Source organism: Tenuifilum sp. 4138str (assembly GCF_041102575.1).
In the GTDB taxonomy this organism is placed as follows: Bacteria; Bacteroidota; Bacteroidia; order Bacteroidales; family Tenuifilaceae; genus Tenuifilum; species Tenuifilum osseticum.
Genome location: NZ_JBGCUE010000013.1, coordinates 19,159 through 44,603, shown reverse-complemented (window position 1 = coordinate 44,603; position 25,445 = coordinate 19,159). Strand labels below are relative to the sequence as shown.

27 protein-coding genes and 1 tRNA gene are annotated in these 25,445 nt (G+C 41.2%); 8 read left to right on the top strand and 20 right to left on the bottom strand.

Annotated features, from left to right (window positions below; all coding sequences use genetic code 11):
- The 7 genes from AB6811_RS11745 to AB6811_RS11715 all read right to left on the bottom strand — a co-directional run bounded on the left by AB6811_RS11745 (position 1) and on the right by AB6811_RS11715 (position 6,614).
- Positions 1 to 768: a TIGR00266 family protein gene (locus tag AB6811_RS11745; protein ID WP_369490660.1), complete on the bottom strand. Its 768-nt coding sequence runs from the start codon at positions 766 to 768 to the stop codon at positions 1 to 3.
- Between the two features lie 43 nt (positions 769 to 811).
- Entirely contained in the window at positions 812 to 1,747 is a 936-nt protein-coding gene (gene rsgA, locus AB6811_RS11740) for a ribosome small subunit-dependent GTPase A (RefSeq protein ID WP_369490659.1), read from the bottom strand.
- 10 nt (positions 1,748 to 1,757) lie between these two features.
- Positions 1,758 to 2,669, bottom strand: coding sequence for a YitT family protein (locus tag AB6811_RS11735; RefSeq protein ID WP_369490658.1), 912 nt, complete (start codon positions 2,667 to 2,669; stop codon positions 1,758 to 1,760).
- A gap of 12 nt (positions 2,670 to 2,681) precedes the next feature.
- The gene (locus tag AB6811_RS11730; protein ID WP_369490657.1) at positions 2,682 to 3,758 is read right to left on the bottom strand and encodes a glycosyltransferase family 9 protein; all 1,077 of its coding nucleotides are present in this window, start codon (positions 3,756 to 3,758) and stop codon (positions 2,682 to 2,684) included.
- On the bottom strand, positions 3,733 to 4,350 hold the full coding sequence (locus tag AB6811_RS11725) for a DUF4254 domain-containing protein (protein WP_369490656.1): 618 nt from the start codon (positions 4,348 to 4,350) through the stop codon (positions 3,733 to 3,735). The genes AB6811_RS11730 and AB6811_RS11725 overlap by 26 nt, the downstream gene beginning before the upstream one ends.
- Positions 4,351 to 4,394: 44 nt before the next feature.
- Entirely contained in the window at positions 4,395 to 5,645 is a 1,251-nt protein-coding gene (locus AB6811_RS11720) for a peptidase U32 family protein (protein WP_369490655.1), read from the bottom strand.
- A gap of 96 nt (positions 5,646 to 5,741) precedes the next feature.
- Positions 5,742 to 6,614, bottom strand: a complete 873-nt coding sequence (locus AB6811_RS11715) for a peptidoglycan DD-metalloendopeptidase family protein (protein WP_369490654.1) — start codon at positions 6,612 to 6,614, stop codon at positions 5,742 to 5,744.
- A gap of 175 nt (positions 6,615 to 6,789) precedes the next feature.
- Here AB6811_RS11715 and AB6811_RS11710 point away from each other — a divergent pair, with 175 nt between their 5' ends.
- The 3 genes from AB6811_RS11710 to AB6811_RS11700 all read left to right on the top strand — a co-directional run bounded on the left by AB6811_RS11710 (position 6,790) and on the right by AB6811_RS11700 (position 10,620).
- A complete protein-coding gene (locus tag AB6811_RS11710; RefSeq protein ID WP_369490653.1) occupies positions 6,790 to 7,698 on the top strand; it encodes a nucleotidyltransferase family protein in 909 nt (302 codons plus the stop codon).
- Between the two features lie 99 nt (positions 7,699 to 7,797).
- Positions 7,798 to 9,396 (top strand): sodium/sugar symporter, encoded by a 1,599-nt coding sequence (locus tag AB6811_RS11705; RefSeq protein WP_369490652.1) that lies wholly within the window; start codon positions 7,798 to 7,800, stop codon positions 9,394 to 9,396.
- Positions 9,397 to 9,579: 183 nt separating this feature from the next.
- Entirely contained in the window at positions 9,580 to 10,620 is a 1,041-nt protein-coding gene (locus tag AB6811_RS11700; protein WP_369490651.1) for a hypothetical protein, read from the top strand.
- 65 nt (positions 10,621 to 10,685) lie between these two features.
- Here the strand turns inward: AB6811_RS11700 and deoC are convergent, their stop codons facing one another.
- Genes deoC through dtd form a run of 3 tightly spaced genes read right to left on the bottom strand, consistent with a single transcriptional unit; the run spans position 10,686 to position 12,410 of the window.
- The gene (deoC, locus tag AB6811_RS11695) at positions 10,686 to 11,585 is read right to left on the bottom strand and encodes a deoxyribose-phosphate aldolase (protein ID WP_369490650.1); all 900 of its coding nucleotides are present in this window, start codon (positions 11,583 to 11,585) and stop codon (positions 10,686 to 10,688) included.
- Between the two features lie 37 nt (positions 11,586 to 11,622).
- Entirely contained in the window at positions 11,623 to 11,958 is a 336-nt protein-coding gene (locus AB6811_RS11690) for a nucleotide pyrophosphohydrolase (protein ID WP_369490649.1), read from the bottom strand.
- Positions 11,955 to 12,410, bottom strand: a complete 456-nt coding sequence (gene dtd / locus AB6811_RS11685) for a D-aminoacyl-tRNA deacylase (RefSeq protein ID WP_369490648.1) — start codon at positions 12,408 to 12,410, stop codon at positions 11,955 to 11,957. The genes AB6811_RS11690 and dtd overlap by 4 nt, the downstream gene beginning before the upstream one ends.
- Positions 12,411 to 12,500: 90 nt before the next feature.
- On the opposite strand from dtd, the gene AB6811_RS11680 reads away from it, so the two are divergent.
- Positions 12,501 to 13,061 carry a YceI family protein gene (locus AB6811_RS11680; protein WP_369490647.1) on the top strand — a complete coding sequence of 187 codons (561 nt, stop codon included), beginning with the start codon at positions 12,501 to 12,503 and terminating at the stop codon, positions 13,059 to 13,061.
- Between the two features lie 2 nt (positions 13,062 to 13,063).
- Here AB6811_RS11680 and AB6811_RS11675 read toward each other — a convergent pair whose 3' ends face one another.
- Positions 13,064 to 14,014: an AEC family transporter gene (locus AB6811_RS11675; protein ID WP_369490646.1), complete on the bottom strand. Its 951-nt coding sequence runs from the start codon at positions 14,012 to 14,014 to the stop codon at positions 13,064 to 13,066.
- Between the two features lie 256 nt (positions 14,015 to 14,270).
- Here AB6811_RS11675 and AB6811_RS11670 point away from each other — a divergent pair, with 256 nt between their 5' ends.
- On the top strand, positions 14,271 to 14,495 hold the full coding sequence (locus tag AB6811_RS11670; protein WP_369490645.1) for a hypothetical protein: 225 nt from the start codon (positions 14,271 to 14,273) through the stop codon (positions 14,493 to 14,495).
- A 66-nt stretch (positions 14,496 to 14,561) separates the two neighbouring features.
- On the opposite strand, the gene AB6811_RS11665 is transcribed toward AB6811_RS11670, so the two are convergent.
- From AB6811_RS11665 to AB6811_RS11640, 6 genes are all read right to left on the bottom strand, one after another.
- Positions 14,562 to 15,047, bottom strand: coding sequence for an Lrp/AsnC ligand binding domain-containing protein (locus tag AB6811_RS11665; protein ID WP_369490644.1), 486 nt, complete (start codon positions 15,045 to 15,047; stop codon positions 14,562 to 14,564).
- Positions 15,048 to 15,188: 141 nt separating this feature from the next.
- Positions 15,189 to 15,260 (bottom strand) — tRNA-Arg (locus tag AB6811_RS11660).
- 70 nt (positions 15,261 to 15,330) lie between these two features.
- Positions 15,331 to 16,431, bottom strand: a complete 1,101-nt coding sequence (locus AB6811_RS11655; RefSeq protein WP_369490643.1) for a DUF362 domain-containing protein — start codon at positions 16,429 to 16,431, stop codon at positions 15,331 to 15,333.
- Positions 16,432 to 16,598: 167 nt separating this feature from the next.
- On the bottom strand, positions 16,599 to 17,390 hold the full coding sequence (locus tag AB6811_RS11650) for a 5'-nucleotidase, lipoprotein e(P4) family (RefSeq protein ID WP_369490642.1): 792 nt from the start codon (positions 17,388 to 17,390) through the stop codon (positions 16,599 to 16,601).
- A gap of 11 nt (positions 17,391 to 17,401) precedes the next feature.
- Positions 17,402 to 18,004, bottom strand: a complete 603-nt coding sequence (locus AB6811_RS11645) for a LysO family transporter (RefSeq protein ID WP_369490641.1) — start codon at positions 18,002 to 18,004, stop codon at positions 17,402 to 17,404.
- 2 nt (positions 18,005 to 18,006) lie between these two features.
- Positions 18,007 to 18,279, bottom strand: a complete 273-nt coding sequence (locus AB6811_RS11640; RefSeq protein WP_369490640.1) for a LysO family transporter — start codon at positions 18,277 to 18,279, stop codon at positions 18,007 to 18,009.
- A gap of 96 nt (positions 18,280 to 18,375) precedes the next feature.
- Here AB6811_RS11640 and AB6811_RS11635 point away from each other — a divergent pair, with 96 nt between their 5' ends.
- The 3 genes from AB6811_RS11635 (at position 18,376) to AB6811_RS11625 (ending at position 21,694) form a co-directional block, all read left to right on the top strand.
- The gene (locus AB6811_RS11635) at positions 18,376 to 19,149 is read left to right on the top strand and encodes a histidinol-phosphatase HisJ family protein (protein ID WP_369490639.1); all 774 of its coding nucleotides are present in this window, start codon (positions 18,376 to 18,378) and stop codon (positions 19,147 to 19,149) included.
- 76 nt (positions 19,150 to 19,225) lie between these two features.
- Positions 19,226 to 20,806 (top strand): L-aspartate oxidase, encoded by a 1,581-nt coding sequence (nadB, locus tag AB6811_RS11630; RefSeq protein WP_369490638.1) that lies wholly within the window; start codon positions 19,226 to 19,228, stop codon positions 20,804 to 20,806.
- A gap of 186 nt (positions 20,807 to 20,992) precedes the next feature.
- Entirely contained in the window at positions 20,993 to 21,694 is a 702-nt protein-coding gene (locus AB6811_RS11625; RefSeq protein WP_369490637.1) for a superoxide dismutase, read from the top strand.
- A 41-nt stretch (positions 21,695 to 21,735) separates the two neighbouring features.
- Here AB6811_RS11625 and AB6811_RS11620 read toward each other — a convergent pair whose 3' ends face one another.
- From AB6811_RS11620 to hypD, 3 genes are read right to left on the bottom strand one after another with little or no spacing between them, the layout of a single operon-like run.
- Positions 21,736 to 21,993, bottom strand: a complete 258-nt coding sequence (locus AB6811_RS11620) for a hypothetical protein (protein WP_369490636.1) — start codon at positions 21,991 to 21,993, stop codon at positions 21,736 to 21,738.
- Complete coding sequence (locus AB6811_RS11615; RefSeq protein ID WP_369490635.1) at positions 21,990 to 23,054, bottom strand: S28 family serine protease; 1,065 nt, start codon at positions 23,052 to 23,054, stop codon at positions 21,990 to 21,992. The genes AB6811_RS11620 and AB6811_RS11615 overlap by 4 nt, the downstream gene beginning before the upstream one ends.
- Before the next feature lie 13 nt (positions 23,055 to 23,067).
- Entirely contained in the window at positions 23,068 to 25,425 is a 2,358-nt protein-coding gene (gene hypD, locus AB6811_RS11610; protein WP_369490634.1) for a trans-4-hydroxy-L-proline dehydratase, read from the bottom strand.
- Between the last annotated feature and the right edge of the window lie 20 nt (positions 25,426 to 25,445).

The window sequence follows — 25,445 nt, the reverse complement described above, 5'->3', positions numbered from 1 at the left end:
TTAATCTTCTAAAAGATTGCCAAGTATTGAACTATTTTCTTTTCCTCTATTTCTGCCGTAAGGAGCAAGAGCCTGAACCAGTTTCTTGATAGGCATGGACTGTAACCAAACCTGACCGGAACCGGAAAGGGTGGCAAGGAACAAACCTTCGCCGCCAAAGAGCATGCTTTTTAGATTTCCGCTTGTTTGAACGTCGAAATCAATTGTTGGCTCAAAGGCAACAATGCAACCGGTATCGATTCGTAAGGTCTCATTGTTGAGGTGCTTTTCAATCACCGTGCCGCCGGCATGTACAAAGGCTAAACCATCGCCGCTGAGGCGCTGAAGAATAAAGCCCTCACCACCAACCAAGCCCGCTCCCAGTTTTCGGTTGAAATGGAGCGAAATACTTGTACCAAGCGCCGCACACAGGAACCCGTCCTTTTGGACTATAAGATTACCCCCCACCTTTGACAAATCGATTGGCACAACAGTGCCGGGGTAGGGTGCGGAAAAAGCTACTTTCCTTTTGCCAATACCATGGTTTGTGAAGTGAGTCATAAAAATCGATTCACCGGTTATAGCACGAGCTCCAGCCGAAAGCAGTTTCCCTAAAAACCCTGAACTGGGATTTGAGCCGTCGCCAAGCTTTGTTTCAAAATCAATTCCACTTTCCATGTAAACCATTGCACCTGCTTCCGCAATTACAGTTTCATGTGGGTCAAGCTCAATCTCAACCAATTGAATGGATTCACCAATAATTTTATAGTCAATTTCGTGCGATTTCATAAGCAATTGGATTTAAATTATTAAAAACTTTACCAATGATCTATTACTTTAATTTTGGTCGATATTTCTCATTTTCGTCATCGTATATGCTCAAGTAACTCAGGTAGCGCGATGGTGCAATTTCGCCCTTGTCAACAGCCTCAATAACAGCACAACCGGGCTCATGGATATGAGTGCAATTGTAATATTTGCATTTGTCGGATAGCTTAAATATCTCAGGGAAGAAATGGTATAGCTCATCCTTTTCAATGTCAACCAAACCAAAACTCTTAATTCCCGGTGTATCAATAATAAATCCACCAAAGCTTAGCTCAAAAATTTCGCTAAAGGTTGTAGTATGCCTACCCTTAAGGTGAGCATTTGAAATTTCAGCGGTTTTAAGATTCAAACCGGGCTCAATAAGGTTAATTAATGTAGATTTACCTACCCCTGAATTTCCGGAAAGCAAGCTAACCCTTCCTTGAAGTATTTGTTTAAGTAAATCGAGATTTTGACCTGTTTTGGCAGAAACTTTTAGGCACTTATATCCAATGGGTTCGTATATTGAGATGTAGCTATCGAGCACGGGTTGAATGGTTGAATCAACTAAGTCGATTTTATTAAAGACAATAACAGTAGGAATGCGATAAGCTTCAGCGGTAACCAGGTAACGATCAATAAATGCCAATTGGGTTTCGGGCTGAGTAATTGTAACCACCAGTAAAGCCTGATCAATATTAGCAGCAATGATGTGAGCCTCGCGAGATAGGTTTGTGGCTTTACGAATAATATAATTTTTTCGCTCTTGGATGGCGGTTATTAAACCTACTCCGTTGGAGTTAAGCTCAAGGCTTACCCAATCGCCAACAGTAATAGGATTGGTTGTTTTTATCTCGTTAAGCCTAAGTTTACCCCGTGGTACACACTCAACCACGCGGCCATCATCCAATCGAACCCTGTAATGGCTTCCGGTACTCTTTAACACCAATCCCTTTTCCATATGTAAAACGCTACATACTGTCGTTTAACGGTTTAAAACCGTTTCCAAGAATTTCATTGGCATCAATTACAGTGATAAAAGCATTCGGGTCAATTTGCTGGATGTAATCCTTTAGCATATGAACCTCGCGACGCGATACGTTTGTGAAAATCATTTTCTTATCGTGTCCGGTGTACATACCTTGCACGTTAATAATGGTTCCGCCGCGTTCAATATCGTTAATAATCTTGTTTTTAACTTCTTCGTGCCTATCGGTAATAATGAAAAGGGCTTTATCGTAGCTAACCCCTTGAATGGTCATATCAATCACCTTACCGGTAACGTATATTACCACCCAGGAGTATAAAGGAATTTTCCAGTCCTGAAAAGCTACCAAAGCTAAAAGTACGATGGTTGAATCAACGTAAATCATCAGCTGGCCCAAGGGGAGACGAGTATACTTGGCAATAACCATTGCAATGATATCGGAACCGCCCGAGGTTGCTTTAGATTTAAAGATTAAGCCCAACCCAAAGCCAATGAGTACACCGCCAAAAATTGAGGAAAGCAGCATATCGTCAACAAGGGGGTCGTAACCAAGCCAAAGGTGTAAAGTATCAATAAAAACTGAAGAAAGTACAAAACCAACTACCGTTTTAATTCCAAACATTGGGCCTAAAACCCTAATACCAATAATGGTAAGTGGAATATTTAGCAGCAAACCAACAGTACCAATAGGAAAACCATCGGGTGCCCAAGAGAACATCCCTTTTGTGAGGTAATGGACAATAATACCAATACCATATACACCACCAGGGGCAATTCGGTGTGGGTCGATGAATAGTACAAAACCTGCTGCAAGTATGAACGATCCAACCAGTATTAAAGCATATGCTTTAAACCATTCCCTGCTGAATAGCTTTTCTTTGGTTACGTAAGTCATAATTATTTAATTTTAAATTCTGTTGAAACGGTCAATTACCGTGTTGATTTTATTCACCACCACCTCCGGCTCAATACGGTTTAAGCAAGCATAATCCTTTCGGAAACAGGGTTTATTCCCATAAATGGAGCATGGCCTGCAGTAAAGGTCAACCTGAACGGCACTTGTGGGGTTTTGCTTCCATCCGTAAAAGCCTGCATAGGGATGTGTAGCACCCCAAATGCTTACAACTGGGGTGTTTACTAACGATGCAAAATGCATGTTTGCTGAATCCATGCAAACCATTACGTCGAGGTTCGAAATTATCTTGAGTTCATTTAGAATGCTGTACTTTCGGGCAATGGAAATGGTATTAGGATATTTTTTCTCCCAGCCCTCAAGTATTTCTTGCTCTTTTCCACCTCCGCCAATTAGAATGATTTGATTGGTTTTTGATGCGGAAAGGATTTCAACAACTCGCTCCATTTTATCGAGCGGGTAAATTTTTCCCTTATGTTTGGCAAAAGGCGCAATACCAATCCACCGCTTATCCTTGTATCCAAGGTGGATTGTAATGTTTTCGGGTAATCGAGCCTCGCGGAATAGGTAATCAAACTCATCATTGATTGTGTACCCTAGCCTAAGGAGCACATCCATATAGCGTTCAAGGGTGGTTTTAAGTGGAACGAGCCGCTTATTCTTTAGCCTAACCAGTTTGCGCTTTTCACTTCGCCCTTTATTGATAACGGATATTTTTTTTAGCCCCGAGAGTAAAAATAAGTTTCGGAGAATTTGGCTACGAATAACATTGTGAAGGTCGGCTAAAGCATCGTACCTATCTATTTTACGGAGATCGGTGAACAATCGCCATATTCCCAACAACCCCTTGTGTCGGCCTTTGGTATTTGCCTCCACAAATAAAACTCCAGGAATTTGGTTAACTATATCGCGGGCAAATCCTTGCGATACAAAGGTAACCTGCACATCGGGGTGGTTTTTAACCAACGACCAAATTGCAGGCACGGTCATGGCCACATCGCCAATGGCGCTAAGCCTAACCACAAGTAGTTTTTTAGGATATCCGTTAACCTTTTTGCTGTTTTGCTCCATATAGTACAGGATTAAGCGATGGGTCGTTGTACATTTTCATCTGCTTGTAAACCTTCATGTACTTGCGCCCGTGCTCAATATCGTCGAGTAGCTGATCGATTGCTGTTGATAAATCGATCCGTTGCTCAAGCAGGATGTTTAGTTTATTTTGGCAGCTGTCAATATGCTCTTTTGAAACATCGGTTCGTTTAACCTCTTGCTCCATATGGTAAATTTTTAGGGCAAGAATGGAGAGGCGGTCAATGGCCCATGCCGGACTTTCAGTGTTTATAGTAGCGTTGGATTGAGGTTTGATGTCCTTATACTTTTCCAGAAAGTAGCTATCAATCATTTCAACCAAATCGGTTCGGTCCTGATTGGATTTATCGATACGGCGTTTAATTTTTAACGCTTCTACCGGATCAATTTTGGGATCGCGGATGATATCCTCGAGGTGCCATTGAACGGCATCAATCCAGTTCTTTGTAAAAAGCGAGAATTCAATGGTTCCTGGCTGGTAAGGAATGTTAGGTTGGGCATCAACATTATCCATGGTGTGATAGTGCAGGGTGCAGTCCCAAAAAATCTTGTTGCAAAGTTGGCTGAAGCTCATATCAATAGGAGTTTTAATTAAACATCTAATTTACAAATATTTTACTAATCGGAATTCATTTTTACTATTCGGTAAAGCTTATCGGCTCTGCGCACTTTTTCTGGAACCGGAATGGAACATTTTACCCCTTTGGGTGAAAACTCTGCGGGTTTTTCATCGACCTGAAGTTCCTTTACCTCATATTCAATAACGCCGGTTGTTGGGCCAATAATTAGAATTTTGTCGTTGAGGTAAAGCTCCGAGGCCTCAACGGTTATTTCGGCTACACCCAGCCTGGAGAAGTAGTTGGTTATTTTTCCTACATACTGTTTGCGTTCAGTGGCAATGTTGCCATAAGCTTTGCTCCACTCGCCTAGCCTGCGGCCAAGATAGTAGCCATCCCAGAAACCGCGGTTAAATACCGTAGAAAGGCGCTGCATCCAATTTTCAACCTTTTCGGGCGTATAGGTTCCATTGCAAACCGATGTAACTGCCTCGTTATAGCATTGTGTTACCGTTTTTACATATTCAGGGCCTCGGGCACGGCCTTCAATTTTTAGAACTCTAACGCCCGCATCAAGGATTTTATCCAGGAAGTTAATGGTGCACAAATCCTTGGGCGACATTATATACTCATTATCAATCTCCAGCTGAGCACCAGTTTCATTATCGGTTACGGTGTATGAACGGCGACAAATTTGAAGGCAAGCACCCCTGTTTGCCGACGAGTTAGCCTCATGTAAACTTAGGTAACACTTTCCCGATATAGCCATGCAAAGCGCCCCATGAGCAAAAAGTTCTATTTTTATGGGATTGCCATTTGGCCCAGTAATATTCTGCGAGTGAATGTTTTGGTAAATAGTTTTTACCTGATCAAGATTTAGCTCTCGCGCTAAAACAACTACATCGGCCCACTGTGAGTAGAACTTTAGTGCCTCAGTATTACTAATATTCAGCTGTGTTGAAATATGCACCTCCATTCCCCTTTTGCGGGCGTAAAGCATGGCAGCCTGGTCGGAGATAATGAGTGCGCTGACACCTGCTTCGGCAGCGGTGTCGATAATTTGGTGCATGTAAGGAATGTCGCTATCGTAAATTACCGTGTTAACGGTAAGGTATGTTTTTACCTTGTTCTTTTTGCAAATGCGAACCACTTCCGGTAAATCGTCCACAGTAAAATTTATTGACGATTTAGCGCGCATGTTGAGGTTTCCAACACCAAAGTAAACCGAATTTGCTCCTCCCTGTATGGCTGCCATGAGCGATTCAAAATTGCCCGCTGGAGCCATAACCTCAATGTCCTCGCGTTTTAGCATTTGCAAATTTTTTGCAAAAATAGGAAAAATAGTTAGTGTTTACCCTAATTTAAAATTGTTTAGGGCATTGTGAATCCTTTTTCCTAAAGTTGAACCCTATTTGGTTTCAACCAAATATCCCTTGGGGTCAACTGGGATACCCTTTATACGAACCTCATAATGAAGGTGTGGTCCAGTGCTTCGACCAGTACTGCCAGTATAACCTATAACATCGCCTTTTCTTATAGGGCTCCCCTTGGAAACCTTTATTTTATCCAAATGGGCATAAACCGAACTTGTTCCATCATTATGTTCAATAATGATATAGTTTCCGTAGGTGCTGTTGTACTGGGCAAGAACAACTTTGCCGCTCGATGCTGCATAAACCTCAGCCCCACGCCCTGAGCCAAAATCCACACCGTTATGTTTAATAGGCCGGCCTAGGGTTGGGTGAATTCTTACACCGAAAGGCGATGTAATTTTGGCTAGTCTTTTGGGTAAAGGTGTAAGTACTGGTATTCCATCGCGAGTGCCAGCCTCAGGTTTAAATGTTGATGACGACACTTCAGGCTTTTTATCTTCAACATTTACATTCTCAGCTTCTGTTTTAACTTCTTCCTTTTTTGAAACTTCGGACTTGGTATTGGCTTCCACTTTTTCCTTTACCCTTTCGGGAATTTTGTATCCCAATGTTTTGGCAATCGTGTTTTCGTAATCAATGATATCCTGAACGGTTTGAGCCTTTTCGGGTTCCTTTTTCTCAACATAATGCTTCTTTAGCTCAGTCATTTCATTGTAGTAGTCCAGGTACTCCTGTTCCATTTTTTTTAGTTCAGCTTCGCGCTTTTGCTTGAAATTCTGAAAATCCTGTTCACGCTCCCTCTTAAATTTTTCAAAATCGGCTTCCAGCTGATTTTTAGTTTTGTTCTGTGCATTTGTGCTTATTATCAAAACATTAAGGAGTGCAACTAAAAAGATAAACCTTTTCATGGCCAATAAAGTTTTTGTTTTTATATCCATTCAATAACTTTGCCGAAATGGCAAAATAACGACATAAAAATTTACTGAAAGCAAAAAATTGCCTTGTGTGATCATGAATCAATCAGTTGTTAATAATACGGCAAAAAATTGATTTTAAAGTAATTTTAACTAAGTATCTTAAGATATGAAACCTACACTTGTTATTTTGGCTGCTGGCATGGGTAGCCGTTATGGTGGTTTGAAGCAGGTTGATGCATTAGGACCCAATGGCGAAACAATAATTGATTACTCCGTGTACGATGCTATTCGTGCTGGTTTTGGGAAAGTTGTTTTTGTTATTCGCAAGAGCATTGAAAAGGATTTTTGGGAAGTATTTGGTAACCGTTTCGGCTCCGATGTAAGAGTTGAAATTGCCTTTCAGGAACTCGATATGCTTCCGCAGGGTTTTAAAGTACCTGATGGCCGCGAAAAGCCATGGGGAACTGCACATGCAGTATGGGTAACCCGTCATTTAATTAATGAACCTTTTGCTGTGATTAATGCTGATGATTTCTATGGTTTCGACACCTTTAGGGTTCTTGCTCAGGAACTATCCAAACCCAATCTGGAAAAGGGAAGCTACTTTATGGTTGGTTACAAGCTTGGAAACACCCTTTCGGAACAAGGCGCTGTTTCACGCGGAGTATGCTCAACCGATGAAAATGGATACCTATTAGATGTTGTTGAACGCACTCACATTGAGCGTGTTGAAGGCGAGGTAAAGTACAAAGATGAAAATGGAAATTTAGTAAAGGTTGATGAAGGCGTTCCCGTATCGATGAACTTCTGGGGTTTCACCACTGACTTTTTCGGCTACACCGAGAAGCTTATGACCGACTTTTTCAACAACCAAATTGGAAATGTTAAGGCAGAATTTTACATTTCCACGGTTGTAAACCGAGCCATTAAAGAGGGTATTGCCCGCTGTAAGGTTTTAGAAACCAAAGCGGAGTGGTTTGGCGTTACATATCCCGGTGATAGGCCCATGGTAGTTAACCGACTTAAAGAGTTAACGGAAAAAGGAGTGTATCCATCACCTTTATGGAGTAGGTAAAATTTAGGTGTGTGATACTATTGATGTAGCTCATTGGGGCTAGATATTTTGCTCTTAGTTTTACTTTTGCTTTTAACCTTAAACCAAAACCTTACTGATATGTCGTTTGCAACAGTCGATTACATTGTGTTTGTAGCCTATGCTTTACTTATAGTTAGTTTAGGCTTGTGGGTTTCGTTTCGTAAGCGCGATTCGGAAACCAACTCAGGCGATTACTTTTTAGCTGGTAGGGCATTGCCCTGGTGGGCTATTGGTGCATCGCTAATTGCATCAAATATCTCCGCTGAACAATTCATTGGGATGTCAGGTTCAGGCTATGCAATTGGATTGGGAATTGCATCGTATGAATGGATGGCTGCTTTAACGCTAATACTGGTGGCCGTTTTCTTTCTGCCAATATTTTTGGAGAAGAGGATTTTTACCATGCCACAGTTTCTTGAAGTCCGCTACGATAAACGTGTTAAAACAGTAATGGCTGGCTTTTGGCTACTGGTTTTTGTTTTCGTTAATCTTACCTCTATAATTTACCTTGGTGCACTAGCCATGCAGCGAATAATGGGTATAAATATGACCTACGCCATAATTGGTTTAGCCTTTTTTGCTGCACTCTACTCCATTTATGGTGGCCTAAAGGCTGTAGCATGGACCGATGTTGTGCAGGTTGTTTTTCTTGTTGGAGGAGGTTTAGTAACAACATACTTTGCTTTAGATTACCTAAGCGATGGTCATGGCCTTATTGCTGGATTTAAAGCCTTACTCCAAAAGGCCCCTGAAAAATTTGATATGATTCTGGAAAAAGGCAAACTGATGATACCTGATGGGAAGGGTGGACAAAAGGATGCCTATATTGATTTACCCGGTATTAGCGTACTAATTGGCGGTATGTGGGTTGCAAACCTCTACTACTGGGGTTGTAACCAGTATATCATTCAGCGTGCCCTAGCTGCCAAAAGCATTAAGGAGGCACAGAGCGGATTAGTATTTGCTGCATTCCTAAAGGTTTTACTTCCACTTATTGTAGTTATCCCTGGGATTGTTGCCTTTGCATTACATGCCGACATTGCAAAATCGGACGAGGCGTATCCTTGGCTACTTCACAGCTTTGTTCCTACTGGAGTAAAGGGCTTGGCTTTTGCTGCATTGGTAGCGGCAATTGTAAGCTCACTGGCATCGATGATGAATAGTGTTTCAACAATATTCACTATGGATTTTTATAAAGAATATATAAACAAGGATGCCTCGGAACACAAACTTGTTACAGTTGGTCGTATAGCAGCCTTCGTAGCGTTACTAATAGCAGTATTCATTGCACCTATGCTTTCAAACCTCGATCAAGCTTTTCAGTATATTCAAGAGTTTACAGGATTTGTAAGTCCTGGCGCATTAGCAATTTTCCTAGCCGGATTTTTCTACAAAAAAGCAACAGCCAATGGTGCTTTAGGTGCAGCAGTTGGAACATTCGTGTTCTCGCTACTATTTAAGTTACTTCTACCCAACCTGCCCTTTATGGATAGGATGGGAATTGTTTTTCTAATCTGTTTAGCAATTATCTGGATATTTGCTATGGTTGAGGGGAATAAGCAGCATGTAAAAGCTATAACAATTTCAAAAGAACTCTTCTCAACGGGTAAGGGATTTAAGATAGGCTCAGCAATAATTATAGCCCTTTTGATTATTCTTTACGCTATCTGGTGGTAGTGTAAGTCATGGTTTAGACCAAAAAGGCGTGAAATTAATTCACGCCTTTTTTATCGTTAATTTAGTACGTTTCGTATATAAAAATACAAGATTCATAAAATATAATTTAAAATGATTCTAAATATATTGACATAAATAATCGTTATTCATACATTTGTTTGAACTTTAAAAATTTCAAGAAGTATGAACAAACTATCAATTAGCGGCAAAGTACTTGGTATTGTTGCCCTTCTATTTGTAGCAGTCTCCTGCCAGAAGGAAGACTCTCAGGTTATGGCACCTTTAGCAGCCATGAAATCGAATGTTGTTCCCATGAAAGCAATGGCTCAGGAACCAATTGCTTACTGTGGAACACCAACCGTTGTTATGTTAACTGCTGGGCAGCATATTGATGCAGGAACGGTAACAGTTGGTAATGATGCAAATTTCCTATATGTTACTTACACATCAGCAAATGGTTACTTAATTAATGAGACCCACCTGTATGTTGGGCCAAAGAGTGGTGTTCCTGTGAATAAGAAAGGAAATCCACAGATTGGACAATTTCCATACGGTGAGACATTTACAACTCCTGTAAACGAGGTTACCTATCAGTTTAATCTTGCTGATTTTGATGATTGTTTCATTGTTGCTGCACATGCTGTTGTTTCAAAATATGATGGAACGACTATTGTAGATCAGCAAACTGCATGGGGTGCTGGAAATCAATTTATTGTTAGTGGAAGTTGGGCAATGTACTTTGATTACTGCAAACAGGAATGCACAAATGATCCCGAACCTGTATATGTTCAGGAAACTGCTTTTGCATACGGTTACAACTATGCTACCTGTTTCCTTGATTGGGGATTTTCACGTTGGGGTTGGTCAAATGCCATTAATGAAGGCAATTATTCTTTCGAAATTTGGGCTGCTGCAGGACAGTGCGATCTATCAAAGGGAACTCTGGTTGGTAATTTATTAGTAAACTACGCAAACGGTGTTGCAACTGTAACCTATTCCATGAATCAAGGTTTTGTTATGCTTGAAAATCACCTTTATGTTGGCGCAAACCGATTACCCCTTAAAAATGGAGTTGAAACTGTAGCCCCTGGCCAGTATCCAATTGTTGTTGGTAATTTGTCTACCACAAGTACAACTTACACCATAAACAATCTTTCCGGACCAATTTATGTTGTTGCTCACGCAGTTGTTGAGTGGGAAGTGGAGGGAAATTATTCTATGTAAATTTTTAAAAATAGTAGAAAAAAAGAGGGATAAAATCCCTCTTTTTCTATTTAAGAGTTTATTATTTAATACTTTGCGATGGAAGACTGGCTAAAATATTTTACTTCCTTACCTAATATATCTGAAAGCAATATATCAGCTAGTTTGCTAGTTCCAAACCGGAATAGTCCAGTATAAAGCCACTCCTGACCTAGAACCTGCTCAACAATAGTATAGAAAAGCGCAGCATCGTAGGAGTTTGAAACTCCTCCAGCAGGTTTCATACCTACCATGCGTCCGGTTTTTTCATGGAACTCCTTAATGGCTAAACACATTACGTAAACCGCTTCAGGGGTTGCTGCGGGTTCTAACTTGCCGGTTGAGGTTTTAATGAAATCGGCACCAGCCTCCATGGCTAAAAACGAAGCGAGTTTTATGTCTTCAAGGCTTGGTAATGCGCCAGTTTCAAGAATGACTTTAACCTTGGCGTTCTCAGCCACCTCTTTAATTTGTTGAAGTTCGCTGAAAACGGTAAAGTAATCACCCTCAAGGAAAGAGCCTACCGATATCACCACATCGAGCTCATCGGCGCCTTGCTCAAGGGCCATTTCACATTCGGAAAGTTTAATTTCAAGGAATGTTTGTGATGCTGGAAAACCTGCTGCAACCGAGGCAATTTTTACGCTGGGCGCAGATAGATTTTCTTTTACTGCTGCCACAAGCGAAGGGTAAACACAAATGGCTGCAACGTTTGGCATTCCCGGAAACTGGTTGGGGAATTGGCTTACCTTTTCAGCAAAAAGTTTGCCTCGCTCATAGCCATCGGTTGTATTTAGAGTGGTAAGGTCAATCATGCTAAAGCAGCGCTTTAGAATTTCTACGTCGCCTTTACGTGACTGAGCAATATCCTTGAACTTATTGATTGCTTTTTCAACCTCGGCAGCTTCGACCTCAATGTTAAACTTGTCTTCGAACGATAAGTCCATAGCTTTCTATTATTAGATTGTGATTTTGTTGGCAAAGTTACAACAATTTGGTATTACCCTGGTGCCGTTCGCTATCGCGTTTGGTTTTCTTTTCAATACTTTGAAGAAGGGCTTGGGTAAGGTTAATGCCAGTTTGGTTAGCAAGGCAAATCAGCACAAACAGTATATCAGCCATTTCGGGAGCAGGATCATGGTCGGTTTCCCCTTCCTTGAACGACTGCTCGCCATATCTCCTGGCCATAATTCGGGCTAACTCGCCCACCTCTTCCACCAGCAGAGTCATGTTAGTAAGCTCATTAAAGTAGCGTACCCCTTTGGTTTTAATCCAATTGTCAACCAGTTTCTGAGCATCATCGAGTGTGAGTTGTGTCATAAATCTTTATTTTTTGAGTCGATAATAATGGTTATCGGGCCGGAATTTACCAGGCTAACATCCATCATTGCTCCGAATACACCACGTTCAATCCTTTTACTGGTTGTGTGCTCCAGCATCATTATAAACTTTTCATATAGCGGAATGGCAATATCCGGGGGGGCAGCCTGAACGTACGATGGCCGATTGCCTTTCTTGGTTTTTGCATGAAGGGTAAACTGGCTTACAACCAGTATTTGACCGTTCACATCCATAACGCTGAGGTTCATGATGCCCTCGGCATCGTTAAATATTCGCAGGCGGGCAATTTTACCAACCATCCATTCCAAATCCTCTTCAGTATCGGAATGTTCAAAACCAGCTAGAACTAGAAGTCCGTTACCAATTGAACCGGTTATGTTTCCGTTAACCGAAACGCTAGCCTGACTTACACGCTGTATTACAACTCTCATTGGACACTAAGCAAATATGACCCGCTAAGTTACTAAAAAACAAATTGAAGATTGATTTGTTATTACTGTGTAACTTTAAACAAAAAGAACATGAAATATTTAACATTACTAACAGCACTCCTGGTTAGCACTACAGTTTGGTCACAGGAGTTTATTGCCGATGCGAGTAGTTCCACCCTGAAATGGAATGCCAAAAAAGTAACTGGTGAACATTACGGCAAAGTGAAGCTTAAAGAGGGCAAATTGGTTATCAGAGATAACCAGATTGCTGGCGGAAATTTTGTTATCGATATGGAATCGATAACATGTGACGATTTAGAGAGCCCAGAATGGAACAAAAAGTTGATTGACCACCTAAAGTCCGACGATTTTTTTAGTGTTGGAACATACCGGGTTGCGCTCCTTGGAAATGTTAGGTCGGATAAGTTTAATGGCGATAAGGCCAAAGTAACAGCCGATTTAACTATCAAGGGTATTACAAAGCCAATCACCTTTGAGGTAATTAAAAAGGGAAATGTGTACACATCAACCATTACCGTTGATCGCACCCAGTACAATATTCGTTATGGATCAGGAAAATTCTTTGAGGGATTAGGCGATAAGATGATTTACGACGAGTTTACGATTGATGTAAAGCTGGTTGTGAAATAAAATCATTTCAGAAGAAAGTTCAGATAAATATAAATGGCAGGCAAAGTTGCTATACTCAGTATGGTGGAGACAAACAGATTACCCGCAGCAAGCTGATAGTTTCCACCATACCTTCTGCTCATTACCACTATTATTGTTTGGCAGGGCATAGCCATTTGCATTACAAGAACAATAAAGGCTTCGCTCGAAATTTGCAGGTTAAAAAATCGGAATACCCATAGGTAAATAAAGCCCAAAAAAACTGGTAATAAAATCAACTTATTGAGGCTAAGCAGGTAAATACTTTTATGGCTCACGGATTTACGAATACCCAACCCCATAAGCAAAGCCCCAATGTAAACCATTGATAGGGGGCTGGTAGCCTTACCCAATCCACTCAGGGCATCGATAAAAAACGCTGGAATTTTTATGCCAAAGGCAGTAATTGTAAAACCAATTAGCAAGGCAAAGGTGTTGATGTTAAGCAAACTTTTTAACCCCGATTTTGCTTGACCAGCACTTAGCCTGTATATCCCGTAGGTGAAAGTAACCGAGTTTGAAGCAAGCTGGTATGCTGCTGCATAGAATATTCCAATTCCTCCTGGAAATAGAGCATCAAAGAGCGGGTAGCCCAAAAACACAATATTCCCAAACATGGTGTGAAGGCTATGAACTGTAGTGTTTGCTGGGTTCAAGCCCTGGAGACGTGCTGAAACGGTTCCAGCAAAAAGAGCGATTGCCAGGTTAACAAAGGTAAAACCAAACACCAGTAAACCGTTGATAAGCAGGGTGGGGTTACTATCAATTTTAGCAAAAGTTGAAAAAATCAAGCAGGGAAGGGTAATGTCGATAATGAAGCGCGACAGGAAGTCTTTGGCTTCGTCCTTAATGATTCCGAAGTAGGAGCCCAAAGCGCCCACTACCATTAAAACGCCAAAAATTAGTAACTGGTGGATAATTACCTCGGAGCCCATATAGCAGTTTAAAACTTCACAAATGTACTTAAATGTGTTTATGTAAAAAAAATAGTTATTTGATGAAAAAGTATTGACTTTTATATAGCTGATGTGTAACTTGGTAAAATAATATGCTTTAAACGTAAAAATTTTCACCATACAGTAGGCCAATACCTTGCAACGAAAAAAAAAATACTTAAAATTGCGGTTGATATATTTAATGTTTAACCCTAAATAGTTAAAAAACAAAGGAAACATCTTAATTTGTCTTGTGATGAAGTCAAAGAAAGATTTTCGGAAACCCGTAAAGAACGATTCTTTCGATTCCGACGAGTTAAAGAGAGCCAAAAAGTTGAAACCCGTTAAAAAGGAGAAGAATTTGAAGCGCTCTTTTTATGAAGAGATTGATGAGTTTGAAGATCTGGACGATTACGATTTGAAAGACTCTTTGGAAGAATACTATGATGACGATGCCTATGACGAAGAAGAAGATTACTAAAAAATAAAATAAAAATTAAGGCTGAACCTAGGGTTCAGCCTTTTTTTTGTTGTATGGATTATTGTTTTAACCTTTAATCACACTTCTATCCTTAACATATACGGGGCGCTCAATGGCTTGGTCAAGGGAAATAAAAGTTTCTGTTCTTGAAATACCAGGGATATTCTGAATGGTGTTAACCAACACGTCCATCAGGTGCTCGTTATCGCGGCAGAAAATTTTTAGCAAAAGGGCATATTCCCCTGTGATAAAATGGCACTCCACCACCTCGGGCATCATTTTAAGAGCCTCAATTACTCCTGCGTAAAGATTAGTTGATACAAGCTGTACCCCAACAAAAGCGCAAACATCAAATCCTAGCGCTTTGGGTTTAACAACCATTCGCGAACCGGCAATAATACCGGCATCTTCCATTTTCTTAACCCGTTGGTGAATAGCGGCTCCCGATATTCCACATTCACGAGCAATTTCCAAAAAAGGCATTCGTGCATTCTTAACCAAGTACGACAGTATTTTTTGGTCAATTGCATCAACCTTGTAAGTTTCAGCCATAGAAGTTACAATATGTAATTAAAATTGGTATAAAAATAATGCAATGATAAAAAAAATACAAGAAATGTTACAAACATTTACATATTTTTCCTCATGTTTGGTGGAGTGAAAATAAAAAAAGGGGAAGAACTCCCCTTGTAGTGGCCTTACCAGGACTCGAACCTGGATCTAAAGTTTAGGAAACTTCCGTTCTATCCCTTGAACTATAAGGCCAAATTGCTCGGCAAAGATATTACTTAATTTATTTTTTTGCAACAGGTTTGAGATTGTTGGTTTAGAAACTCTACTCTGAAATTTCTACAGTTTCTTGGTTGTTGTCCAGGTTAAACAGACGATAGCTCATTTCGCCCATTCCTAAGATTTTAGCATACTGAATTTGCCTGTAACCGCTTACACGGTTAACTTCCAGAAATGGATCAGCACATCCGTGGGCTTTAGCCACGAGGTCGTGGCTTGCTTTTTCAATGGCCACAATGTCAGTTGACGCCAAAATACCAATGTTTGGAACAAATGGCTTTCCGGGGTTTCGGGAGCAATCGCACGATGTTGATATATCGACCAAGACATTTATGAAAACCATCTTTTTATGACGGTCGTAAATTGCCTTAGCGTATTCAGCAAGTCGTTCACAGAATACAGTTTGAACATCTACGTCGCCTTTAGGGTAACGTAAAGCTTTATTTGGGCAAACATCAATGCATTTTCCACATCCGGTGCATTTATCTACATCAATCCAAAAAGGATTAGTTGAAATAGCATTTGCCGGGCATTGCTGGGCGCAGCTATCGCAGTTGGTACAGCGATCCCTATCGCATACAGGGTAATTGTTCCTGTGCATGGCTAGTTTTCCTCGAGGGGTAGCAAACCCCATCGATATATTTTTAATGGCTCCCCCAAAACCAGCCGATCCATGACCCTTAAAGTGCGAGATTATGAGGAAGGAATTATACTCATCAATATTTTTCCCGTAGTAAAACTTATTGAAGTGTTTACATCCGGGTACATTTTCAATTACAAGCTCCCCTTTATCATCTAAAATATCGATAGGGGCATAGGTAAATCCATGTTGTTTGGCCAGCGCAATATGGGTTTCGGTTTTTTGTCGCGGACTTTTATATAATACATTGGTTTCAATGAATGTTCCTTGGCAGTCGAGAACAATATCTTTAAATAGTTCCGGTTTAACGTAATAGGTATTGCCTTCTTCGCCAAAATGAACCTTTACGCCTACTTTCCCTTCAAGGTTTTTGGAAATCTGTTTGTAAACCTTCATGAACCCTTCCGGTGTAATATCCTTGGTGAAGTAAACGGTTGGTTCATGGTTTGACTTTGAACATGATAACAGGAAAAGGGCAGGTATTAACAGGTGGACTAAGCTTCTCATAGTATTTTATATTTGATGTAAAACATACTTAATAAAGCAATCACATTCAAAATTAGCAAAATAATACAAGTGGTTAATAAACAAAAGGATGATTAATCATAATTGATATTTTTTCTAAATAAAAAAGGGCGATTTTTCGCCCTTTTTTGGTGAGAGACTTGTTGCTCTTACTTAAAACCCTTTAGTACAGAGCGGCGAGCACTATCCTGCTGGGCAGGCAGCATGCCACGGCTCGGATATATATTTTTTTCCCAGTCGCCGTACATGGGGTTAGGCAAAACTATAAATCGGTTTCCGAATTCATTTTTGAATTTCTCCACGGTGGGTGTACCCCAGCTATCGCTTCTGTCTTCAAAAACCTCAGAAAAATCGTTAAGGTTATCGCCAATAAGCAGAACTATTTCATAGTTTTCCATTACCTTTTCGCGACGTGCTTTTTTGCTACTCTCATTGTCCCTGAGAATTATGAACTCTGGTTTTGCAAAGGCAAAACCCAGCGAATCGAGGTTGCGAAGGGTAGCGTCAAACTCGTTTACCTTTCGGTTGCTGATGTAGAAAATTGGAATGCCCAACGAATCGCAAAGCTTGCTGAACTCAATGGCACCCGGGGTGGCTTCGGCCCTGGCAAGTTGGCTCCACTCGTTCCAGAACTCGCTCGAGAACTCTTTGTTATCAATAATTTCCTGCGCTTGGAATGGAACATTGTTTAGCATGGTCTCATCAATATCAACCACCACTGCTTTAGGTTTTGCAGTTTTTTGTTTCGAGTACTGTTTCAATCTTTCCCCAGCAATATTGAAGCCTTGGTAGTACAGGGCTTTCGTTTCGGGGGAGTTTTGGTACCAAATGGTGGCGTAAATCAGGTGATCCTGATTAAAATTCTCCTTTTCGGTTTTTGTTTTACAGGAGATTAACAGCAAAAACGCAAATGCTGCCAGCAGCAAAGTTTTGATTTTCATGGCTTTGTTATTTAGATTGATAGAATTAACGTTACAATGAAAGGCACCAGTATGGTAAGTATAATTCCATGAATAAGCGATGGAATGGCATACTCTTTCCCCGATGCTCTTGAAATTATTGGCAATGTGGTATCCATGCTTGTGGCTCCACCCGAGCAGATTGGTGCAACTTTACCAAAATAGATTGCCATAAGCGGTGCCAGCAGCAGGGTAATAATTTCGCGAATTACATTCGATAGCAAAGCAACAACGCCAAGTGCATCGCTATGGTTGTTCTTGATAATAATGCTTGAAAGGCTGTAATAGCCATACCCTGCACCAACAGCCATAAGCTCCTTAATTGAGTATCGTGTAACGAAAATTGATATGAACCAAACCCCAATAGCAGTACCAATAATTGTTGCTAAGGGTATCAGCAGGATTTTTAGATTCATGCTTTTGAGAGCTTGTAACGATCGGGTATCGGAACCTATACTAATTCCTACCAAAAACATAAGCAGGTAAAGCGATAGGGAGCTGTAGTCAACGGAACTAAGCCATTCGTTAACTGGAGTATATCGACCAACAATCAACCCCAGCGTGAAAAATGAAAGTATGGTTAAACTCCCTTTCAACTTTAATCGTTTTTAAAAAACAATTTGAACACTACAAACCCCGTTAGAATACTTCCGATTATAGCACCCATTGAGACTATAAGGGCCACAATACCAAGCGTACTCAACGAGTTCATAATTTGTTCGTTTGAACCTATGCTAACGCCCATCATGAAAAGAAGCAGGTATATGGCATAAGTGATAAGTTTCTCATTACCAGAAACAATACGTTGCTTTGCTCTTATAAGAAAACCAAGCAACATACCCCCAGCCATTATGCTAACAACCGTAATCAAATCCTCAAAAATTTTGGCAATAATAGCAATAAATGTGATAAATTTGATATGAACACGAATCGGATGGATTTGTTTATAAACTAAAATCGATATAAAATGTACCCCGACTACCACATGCATACCAACTTTTCTGACGGACATCATACTCACGATGAAATGGTGTATGCGGCAGAGGCTTCAGGGATTTACGAAATAGGTTTCACGGATCATATATCGCTTAAACCTATTGGCTGGGCAATGGATTTGGGAAGGGTTCCTGAACTGATTGATACAGTAAATCGTACTCAGCACAAATCCAATTCAGTAACCATTCGGTTTGGAGCCGAGGTGGATTATATTCCCAATTTGGTTAATGAAACCCGAAGTGTTTTAAAATCTATACCCTTGGATTATACCATTGGTTCGGTTCACTTTATTGATGATTGGAATTTTGATACCGATATTAACGGTTACCAAGGCATTGATATTGATGATTTTTACCGCACCTATTTCAAACTTGTTGGCGAGGTAGCACAAACCGGAATGTTCGATATTATTGGTCATGCCGATTTAGCAAAAAAATTTGCAGTTTACCCCACGTTTAAGCTGCAGAAAGTTTACGAAAGGTGTGCTCAAATTTTTAGCGATTGCGGTGTGGTGGTTGAGCTCAATACCAGCGGAAAAAATAAGCCCTGTGCCGAATTTTACCCATCGGTCGATTTTCTCGAAATCCTTCATCACTACCGGGTGCCCATTACCCTGGGTAGCGATGCTCATGTTGAGCAAAACATTGGGCAGTACTTTGATGAGGCCGTTAACCTCCTTAAATCGTTAGGATACAAGGAAATAATTACCTTTAGCCAACGAAAACGGATACCAATTAATATTTAGTTTTGATAACAGCCTACTAATTCATAGTTTTGCTCAAACATAACACGGCAATTTATTGCTGTATACCTTTAATCCGATGAGCAAGATTGAAACCGATTTCCTAATAATAGGGTCAGGCATAGGCGGGATGAGTTTTGCCCTTAAAGTAGCCGACCACGCAAAGGTTATAGTTGTTACTAAGGATAGATTAGACGAAACCAATACAGCATACGCACAGGGGGGCATAGCCGCTGTAACATACGACCCCGATACGCCCGAAAAGCATATACACGATACCCTCATTTGTGGCGATGGGCTTTGCAATGAGGACGTTGTCCGCATAGTGGTTAACGAAGCCCCTTCCCAGATTAAGCAGCTTATTAGCTGGGGCGTTAAGTTTGACCGAAAGCCCAACGGTCAGTACGATTTGGCTCGTGAAGGGGGACACTCGGAACACCGCATACTACACCATAAGGATAATACCGGCGCTGAAATACAAAAGGTTTTAAGCAACAAGGTAAGAAATCATCCCAACATTACCGTTTACGAGAATTACTTTGCTGTTGAAATAATCACCCAACACCACCTTGGACAGGAGGTTAAACGCGGAAATCCTGATATTACATGTTTCGGAGCATACGTACTAAACCTTAAAACACAGGAGGTACACACTTTCCTGAGCCGAGTAACTGTTTTGGCAACCGGTGGAACAGGTAATATTTACAACACAACTACAAACCCTCCTGTTGCCACAGGCGATGGTATTGCCATGGTTTACCGGGCAAAGGGACAGGTTGAAAATATGGCCTTTGTGCAGTTTCACCCCACATCGCTTTACAATCCGGGCGAACGCCCCTCGTTCCTTATAACCGAAGCCATGCGAGGGTTTGGTGGTGTGCTTAAAACCATCGACGGTAAGGAATTCATGCAAAAGTACGACCCAAGGGGGTCGCTTGCACCGCGCGATATTGTTGCCCGAGCCATTGATAACGAGATGAAGGTTAGGGGCGACGACTATGTTTACCTCGATGTTACCTTCAAGGAACCAAAGGAGATAATTGACCATTTCCCAAACATCTACCAGAAATGCTTATCGCTTGGCATTGACATTACAAAGGATATGATACCTGTTGTTCCAGCTGCACATTACATGTGTGGTGGTATTAAAGTTGATACTAATGCTCAATCAACCATAAAAAGACTTTACGCAGTAGGTGAATGCTCATCAACTGGTTTACATGGAGCCAATAGGTTAGCCTCAAATTCGCTAATTGAGGCAATTGTTTATGCGCATCGTGGCGCACAACATTCCATGGAACACTATAAGATCTATGAAATAAACCACTCTATACCCGAATGGGACTACGAAGGAACAATTCATAACGAGGAGATGGTACTTATCACCCAGAGCTACCGTGAGATGCAGCAGATTATGAGTAGCTACGTGGGAATTGTTCGTTCAAACCTCCGCTTACAGCGAGCATTAACTCGCCTGGAAATACTTTACCGCGAAACCGAGGAGCTCTACAAGAAATCAATTCTTACCCAAAAACTATGCGAACTACGTAATATGATTAACGTTGGTTACCTCATAATAAAATCAGCTCAGGAAATGCACGAGAGTAGAGGGCTACACTACTCAATTGATTATCCAAAGCAAAAAGGGCAGGAGTTTTAGGATATCTGGGTTAATTAATTTTACCCAGACCTATTATTTTACTGCATATCTATCTGTAAACAACGGCCAAAATAAACTCTCATTACTATTTGAGAGTCTTTTAAGTGCTTGTTAAATAAGCAGTAGCACTTATTTTTTTGAACTTTTCACTCCTGTGTGTTGTTTATACAAAAAAATTCAGGAATCATGAATAGGATAATTATTACATCATTAGCCACAGCGATATCAGTACTTTCAATGGCACAGAATACTCTTTTAACACAAAGGGTATCGGAACTCAATTTTTACCAATTGCCTTACCAATACGCAGCTCTAGAGCCAGCAATTGATGCCCTAACCGTTGAAATTCACTACAGCCGTCACCACAAGGCTTACTTCGATAATTTTTTAAAGCAGGCTAGTGACTTAAAGCTGACCGAAAAATCGCTTAATGAAATTTTTGCAAAAGTGTCCGAGTACCCTGCTGGAATTAGAAATAACGGAGGGGGATACTATAACCATTTACTTTACTGGGAAATACTAAAACCTGGTAATCGAAAGGGTTTGAGCCCAACCCTAAACAAAGCAATAGCCGATGAGTTTGGTTCAGTTGAAAACCTTATTGCTCAAATGAACGATGCTGCACTAAAACGTTTTGGTAGCGGTTGGGCCTGGCTTGTGGTCGATGGCAATGGAAAGCTCAAAATTGGCTCTACCCCCAATCAGGATAATCCGCTAATGGATGTGTCCGATTTTAAGGGCATCCCCCTTATAGGGATTGATGTTTGGGAACACGCTTACTACCTTAAATACCAGAATAGACGTGCTGAATACGTTAATAACTTTTGGAGCCTTATAAACTGGGAAGTTGTATCGGAGCTATACAATGAAGCGATTAAGAAAAAGTAATTTTTCCCCTAAAAAATGCAACCCGGTAAAGGTTGCATTTTTTACTTTCTACCAACCGGCATTTCAAGCCATCTTTCAAGGGTGATATAAATACTATCGCGCAACGGTTTTGGGAAATCCTTAATGCGGGTTGAGTGGCTACCTGACGGGCAAACCATTTTAACTGCATTGGTTTTTGTGCCGGGGTCAACTGCGGTTGAACTCCATGCGTCGTTCTGCCCGTAAATGTAAAGCATGTAGTTGCCCGAATCCCTTACCCACCTGTAAACATCGAGCATGGCTGAAGAGTCGTAGCTCACCGTGTGACCCTTAGGAAGGGTAAACTCAAAGGTGATATTTTTTTATCGAAGAGGTAGTTCCTGAATGGCTCTATATTATAGCCATACATTCCTATTTGGGTCATTGCCTGATAGAAGAATGGCCTTACCTTTTCTATCTCTTTTTCCTCAAAAAAGGTAAAGGGATTTACCTGAGACCAATGCTCAAAAAGAACCGAAGGCTGTGAGTTGCCTGCAGGGATATCGGAGCAGCTATACCCCCATTGCCAAAAGGCAAACTCATACTCAAGTACGCTTAAGTCGTAAGCCCGACCAATCCCCATTGTAAATTGCCAGTTGTTTTTTTGAGCAAGGCCCTCGAACATTGGGAGTAAAGTGTTCTTATTCCTAAAGAGAGCAATTTGAAATTCTCTAATTTTTTTTCGGCATTCGGCAGAGCCTACCTTGCTAAGGAATTCGTAAACACGTTTATCTTCACTTGAAAAGTTAAGTGGAGCCACGTAAGGAACGCTAACATCAACGTCGTTTGGGTAAAACCTGCGGTGAAAAATGGTGGCCTGTCCGCTCTTGCTTATACCAGTCGAAATCCATTTCCCCTGGTAGTGGGGTTTAAATGCCGATATTATAGCATGCGCGTCGGCTGCAGCCTGACGTATGTTAAGGTAACTCCATGGAATGGAATCCTTAGGGCGGCTTTTGGAAAAGAACCGATGTTCAATGGTTAGCTGATTTGCTTCCAGAATGCGGGTAAGTTCATTGGGGCGAGAGGTGTACATAGTATACCCGTCAATTACTACCACCATGGGACGCGTAAAGCTTCGGTGCGAATAGTATGCCCTTAAAGGAAATTTTTCGCTATTGGGGTTATTGTGGTCAAGCGGAACGCTAAACCATACCTCGTATGTTGTTTGAAACAAGGGGTCGTTATCAATCAACTTAAAACTATCGACAATAGGTATTGATTTAAGAACTTGCTCAGCAACGGGGTTTTGCCGCTGAAAAGCCAGTAGGAACACGCAAATAGCAATCAAAAGCAAGAGGGGTGAGAAAATTCGCTTCATAACTGTTAGTATAAGGTTCATCTAAAATAATACTTTACAATGATTCATGCTCAGTTCTTCGAATAATTTCGTTTTGCAGGGCCTCGCTCAAATCGTTAAAGTAGTCGGAGTAACCAGCAACGCGAACAATCAGGTCGCGGTATTTTTCTGGATGTTTTTGCGCATCGCGTAGGGTATTGGCGCTCACCACATTGAACTGAATGTGGTGTCCATCGAGCTTAAAGTAGCTGCGTATTAGCATCACAAGTTTATCAAGGCTTTCGTCGGTGCTGAAAAACGAGGGCGAGAATTTTTGGTTAAGTAGCGTTCCTCCTGTTTTAATATGGTCAATTTTGGAGCACGATAGGATTACTCCGGTAGGCCCTTTGCGGTCAGCACCCTGAACTGGGCTAATCCCTTCGCTTAGCGGCTCAAAGGCCTTCCGGCCATCGGGCATTGCTCCAATTTTGCTCCCAAAGTAAACATGGCTGGTGGTGGGTAACATATTTATGCGAAATACCCCACCACGGTATGTAGGGCGTCCGTTTACAGCCTTGTAAAAACTATTAAAAACCATTACTGCATGCCTGTCGGCATACTCGTCGTTGTTTCCCCACTTTGGGGTTTCATAAATCAGTTTATAGCGTAAATCATCGTAACCATCAAAGTTTGATGACAATGCGAACAATATCTCTTTCATTCCAATACTACCATCTTCGTAAACGTGTTTTCTAATTGCGGTAAGATTATCGGTGATACTTCCTAGTCCAACCCCCTGAATATAGCTGGTATTATAGCGGGCACCTCCAGCATTATAGTCGGTAGCGTTGGCAATGCAATCGTCAATAAGTAGCGAAAGGAATGGAACAGGCATATTCATTGCCCAAATTTTTTCAACTACTAGGTTGCCTTCAATTTTAATGTCGATAAAGTAGTTAAGTTGGCGTTCGTAGGCTTCGTAGAGTTCCTCAAATGATTTGAAGTTTTCCGGATCGCCGGTTTCCAGACCAATTTTTTTGCCGGTTAAGGGGTCAACGCCGTTATTGAGCGTGATTTCAAGAACCTTGTTAAGGTTAAAGTAACCGGTTAGGAAGTATGCCTCTGTTCCAAATGCACCAGTTTCCACACAACCACTGGCGCCGCCATTTCGGGCATCAACCAACGATTTTCCTTGACTCAACAGCTGCTGAACTATTGCATCGGTGTTAAAAAACGAGGGTTGACCAAATCCCGTTTTGGAAATTTTTACTGCTCTCTTTACAAACCTATCAGGGTTTTTCTTACTTACCTGAACCATGCTGCTGGGTTGCAGCAATCGCATTTCCTCAATAACGTCGAGAATGATGTATGTAAGTTCATTTACAGCATCAGAACCGTCTTCCTTAACCCCACCAAGGTTAATAAGCGCAAAATCGGTATATGTGTTACTTTCCTGTGCAGTAACACCCATTTTGGGAGGCGATGGGTGATTGTTAAACTTAACCCAGAAAGCCTGCAGCAGTTCTATAGCTTGATCCTCTGTAAGGGTTCCGTTTTTGATATCTTGTTGATAAAAAGGGAAAAGGTGCTGGTCGAGTCTTCCAGGGTTAAATGAATCCCAAGGGTTTAACTCTGTGATAACGCCAACATGAATAAACCAGTAATGCTGAAGCGCCTCGTGAAAGTTTTGTGGAGCATGAGCTGGCACTCTGCGGCAGATGTTTTCCATTTTTAGCAGTTCAACCTTACGGTTTTCATTAGTCTCTTCTATGGCCAACAAGTGCAAAGCATCAGCATAGCGGTTGGCAAAGCCAATTATGGCATTTGCAACAATGCGCATGGCCTCCAGCTCATTAACCTTTTCCTTTGTATTTGGTTCTTGTTTAATGCGTTTAAGCGATGAATCGATGTTGCTAATCAGGTCGAGCATTCCCTTTTGGAATACCTTTTTACCCGATACTGTATGTCCGGGTGCCCTTTGCTCCTGAAACTCAGTAAACACACCTGAGCTATAGGCCTGATGCCATTCATTGCTTAGCGAAGCAAAAATCTTTTCACGTAAGGTTTTACCTGTCCAGTAGGGTATAATGATATTGCGATAAGCTTCACGTGTTTCTTCATCAACCTTAAACGAAACCTTAGGGCGGGAGTTAATAATCTCCAAATCGTCGAGGCTATGCAAGCAAACCTCAGGGTAGGTTGGTGCAGCCTTGGGGGCTGGTCCGCGTTCACCAACAATCAGCTCGCCCGAGTTGATACAAATCTTTTTGTTTAACATGATATGCTCAAAGGCCCTTGCCCTTAGGATGGGTATAGGTAAATTACTATCGGCCTTTTTGTAGTATTCGGTTACCAGCAATGCACGCTCAGCTGAAAGTGTGTTTACAGCATTGAGACTTTGTTTGCGGAGTTGCTGAATTCGTTCTGTCATCATAATATAAGACTTTGTTGTGT

Bases quoted from the DNA above. Each gene is read 5' to 3' on its own strand.
- dtd (WP_369490648.1), bottom strand. From the start codon at position 12,410: ATGAGAGTTGTAATACAGCGTGTAAGTCAGGCTAGCGTTTCGGTTAAC.
- AB6811_RS11710 (WP_369490653.1), top strand. From the start codon at position 6,790: ATGAAACCTACACTTGTTATTTTGGCTGCTGGCATGGGTAGCCGTTAT.
- AB6811_RS11700 (WP_369490651.1), top strand. From the start codon at position 9,580: ATGAACAAACTATCAATTAGCGGCAAAGTACTTGGTATTGTTGCCCTT.
- AB6811_RS11675 (WP_369490646.1), bottom strand. From the start codon at position 14,014: ATGGGCTCCGAGGTAATTATCCACCAGTTACTAATTTTTGGCGTTTTA.
- AB6811_RS11625 (WP_369490637.1), top strand. From the start codon at position 20,993: ATGAATAGGATAATTATTACATCATTAGCCACAGCGATATCAGTACTT.
- nadB (WP_369490638.1), top strand. From the start codon at position 19,226: ATGAGCAAGATTGAAACCGATTTCCTAATAATAGGGTCAGGCATAGGC.
- AB6811_RS11690 (WP_369490649.1), bottom strand. From the start codon at position 11,958: ATGACACAACTCACACTCGATGATGCTCAGAAACTGGTTGACAATTGG.
- AB6811_RS11670 (WP_369490645.1), top strand. From the start codon at position 14,271: ATGAAGTCAAAGAAAGATTTTCGGAAACCCGTAAAGAACGATTCTTTC.
- AB6811_RS11730 (WP_369490657.1), bottom strand. From the start codon at position 3,758: ATGGAGCAAAACAGCAAAAAGGTTAACGGATATCCTAAAAAACTACTT.
- AB6811_RS11720 (WP_369490655.1), bottom strand. From the start codon at position 5,645: ATGCTAAAACGCGAGGACATTGAGGTTATGGCTCCAGCGGGCAATTTT.
- AB6811_RS11665 (WP_369490644.1), bottom strand. From the start codon at position 15,047: ATGGCTGAAACTTACAAGGTTGATGCAATTGACCAAAAAATACTGTCG.
- AB6811_RS11615 (WP_369490635.1), bottom strand. From the start codon at position 23,054: ATGAACCTTATACTAACAGTTATGAAGCGAATTTTCTCACCCCTCTTG.
- AB6811_RS11655 (WP_369490643.1), bottom strand. From the start codon at position 16,431: ATGAGAAGCTTAGTCCACCTGTTAATACCTGCCCTTTTCCTGTTATCA.
- AB6811_RS11745 (WP_369490660.1), bottom strand. From the start codon at position 768: ATGAAATCGCACGAAATTGACTATAAAATTATTGGTGAATCCATTCAA.
- AB6811_RS11680 (WP_369490647.1), top strand. From the start codon at position 12,501: ATGAAATATTTAACATTACTAACAGCACTCCTGGTTAGCACTACAGTT.
- AB6811_RS11635 (WP_369490639.1), top strand. From the start codon at position 18,376: ATGTACCCCGACTACCACATGCATACCAACTTTTCTGACGGACATCAT.
- hypD (WP_369490634.1), bottom strand. From the start codon at position 25,425: ATGATGACAGAACGAATTCAGCAACTCCGCAAACAAAGTCTCAATGCT.
- AB6811_RS11705 (WP_369490652.1), top strand. From the start codon at position 7,798: ATGTCGTTTGCAACAGTCGATTACATTGTGTTTGTAGCCTATGCTTTA.
- AB6811_RS11715 (WP_369490654.1), bottom strand. From the start codon at position 6,614: ATGAAAAGGTTTATCTTTTTAGTTGCACTCCTTAATGTTTTGATAATA.
- AB6811_RS11735 (WP_369490658.1), bottom strand. From the start codon at position 2,669: ATGACTTACGTAACCAAAGAAAAGCTATTCAGCAGGGAATGGTTTAAA.
- deoC (WP_369490650.1), bottom strand. From the start codon at position 11,585: ATGGACTTATCGTTCGAAGACAAGTTTAACATTGAGGTCGAAGCTGCC.
- AB6811_RS11650 (WP_369490642.1), bottom strand. From the start codon at position 17,390: ATGAAAATCAAAACTTTGCTGCTGGCAGCATTTGCGTTTTTGCTGTTA.
- AB6811_RS11725 (WP_369490656.1), bottom strand. From the start codon at position 4,350: ATGAGCTTCAGCCAACTTTGCAACAAGATTTTTTGGGACTGCACCCTG.
- rsgA (WP_369490659.1), bottom strand. From the start codon at position 1,747: ATGGAAAAGGGATTGGTGTTAAAGAGTACCGGAAGCCATTACAGGGTT.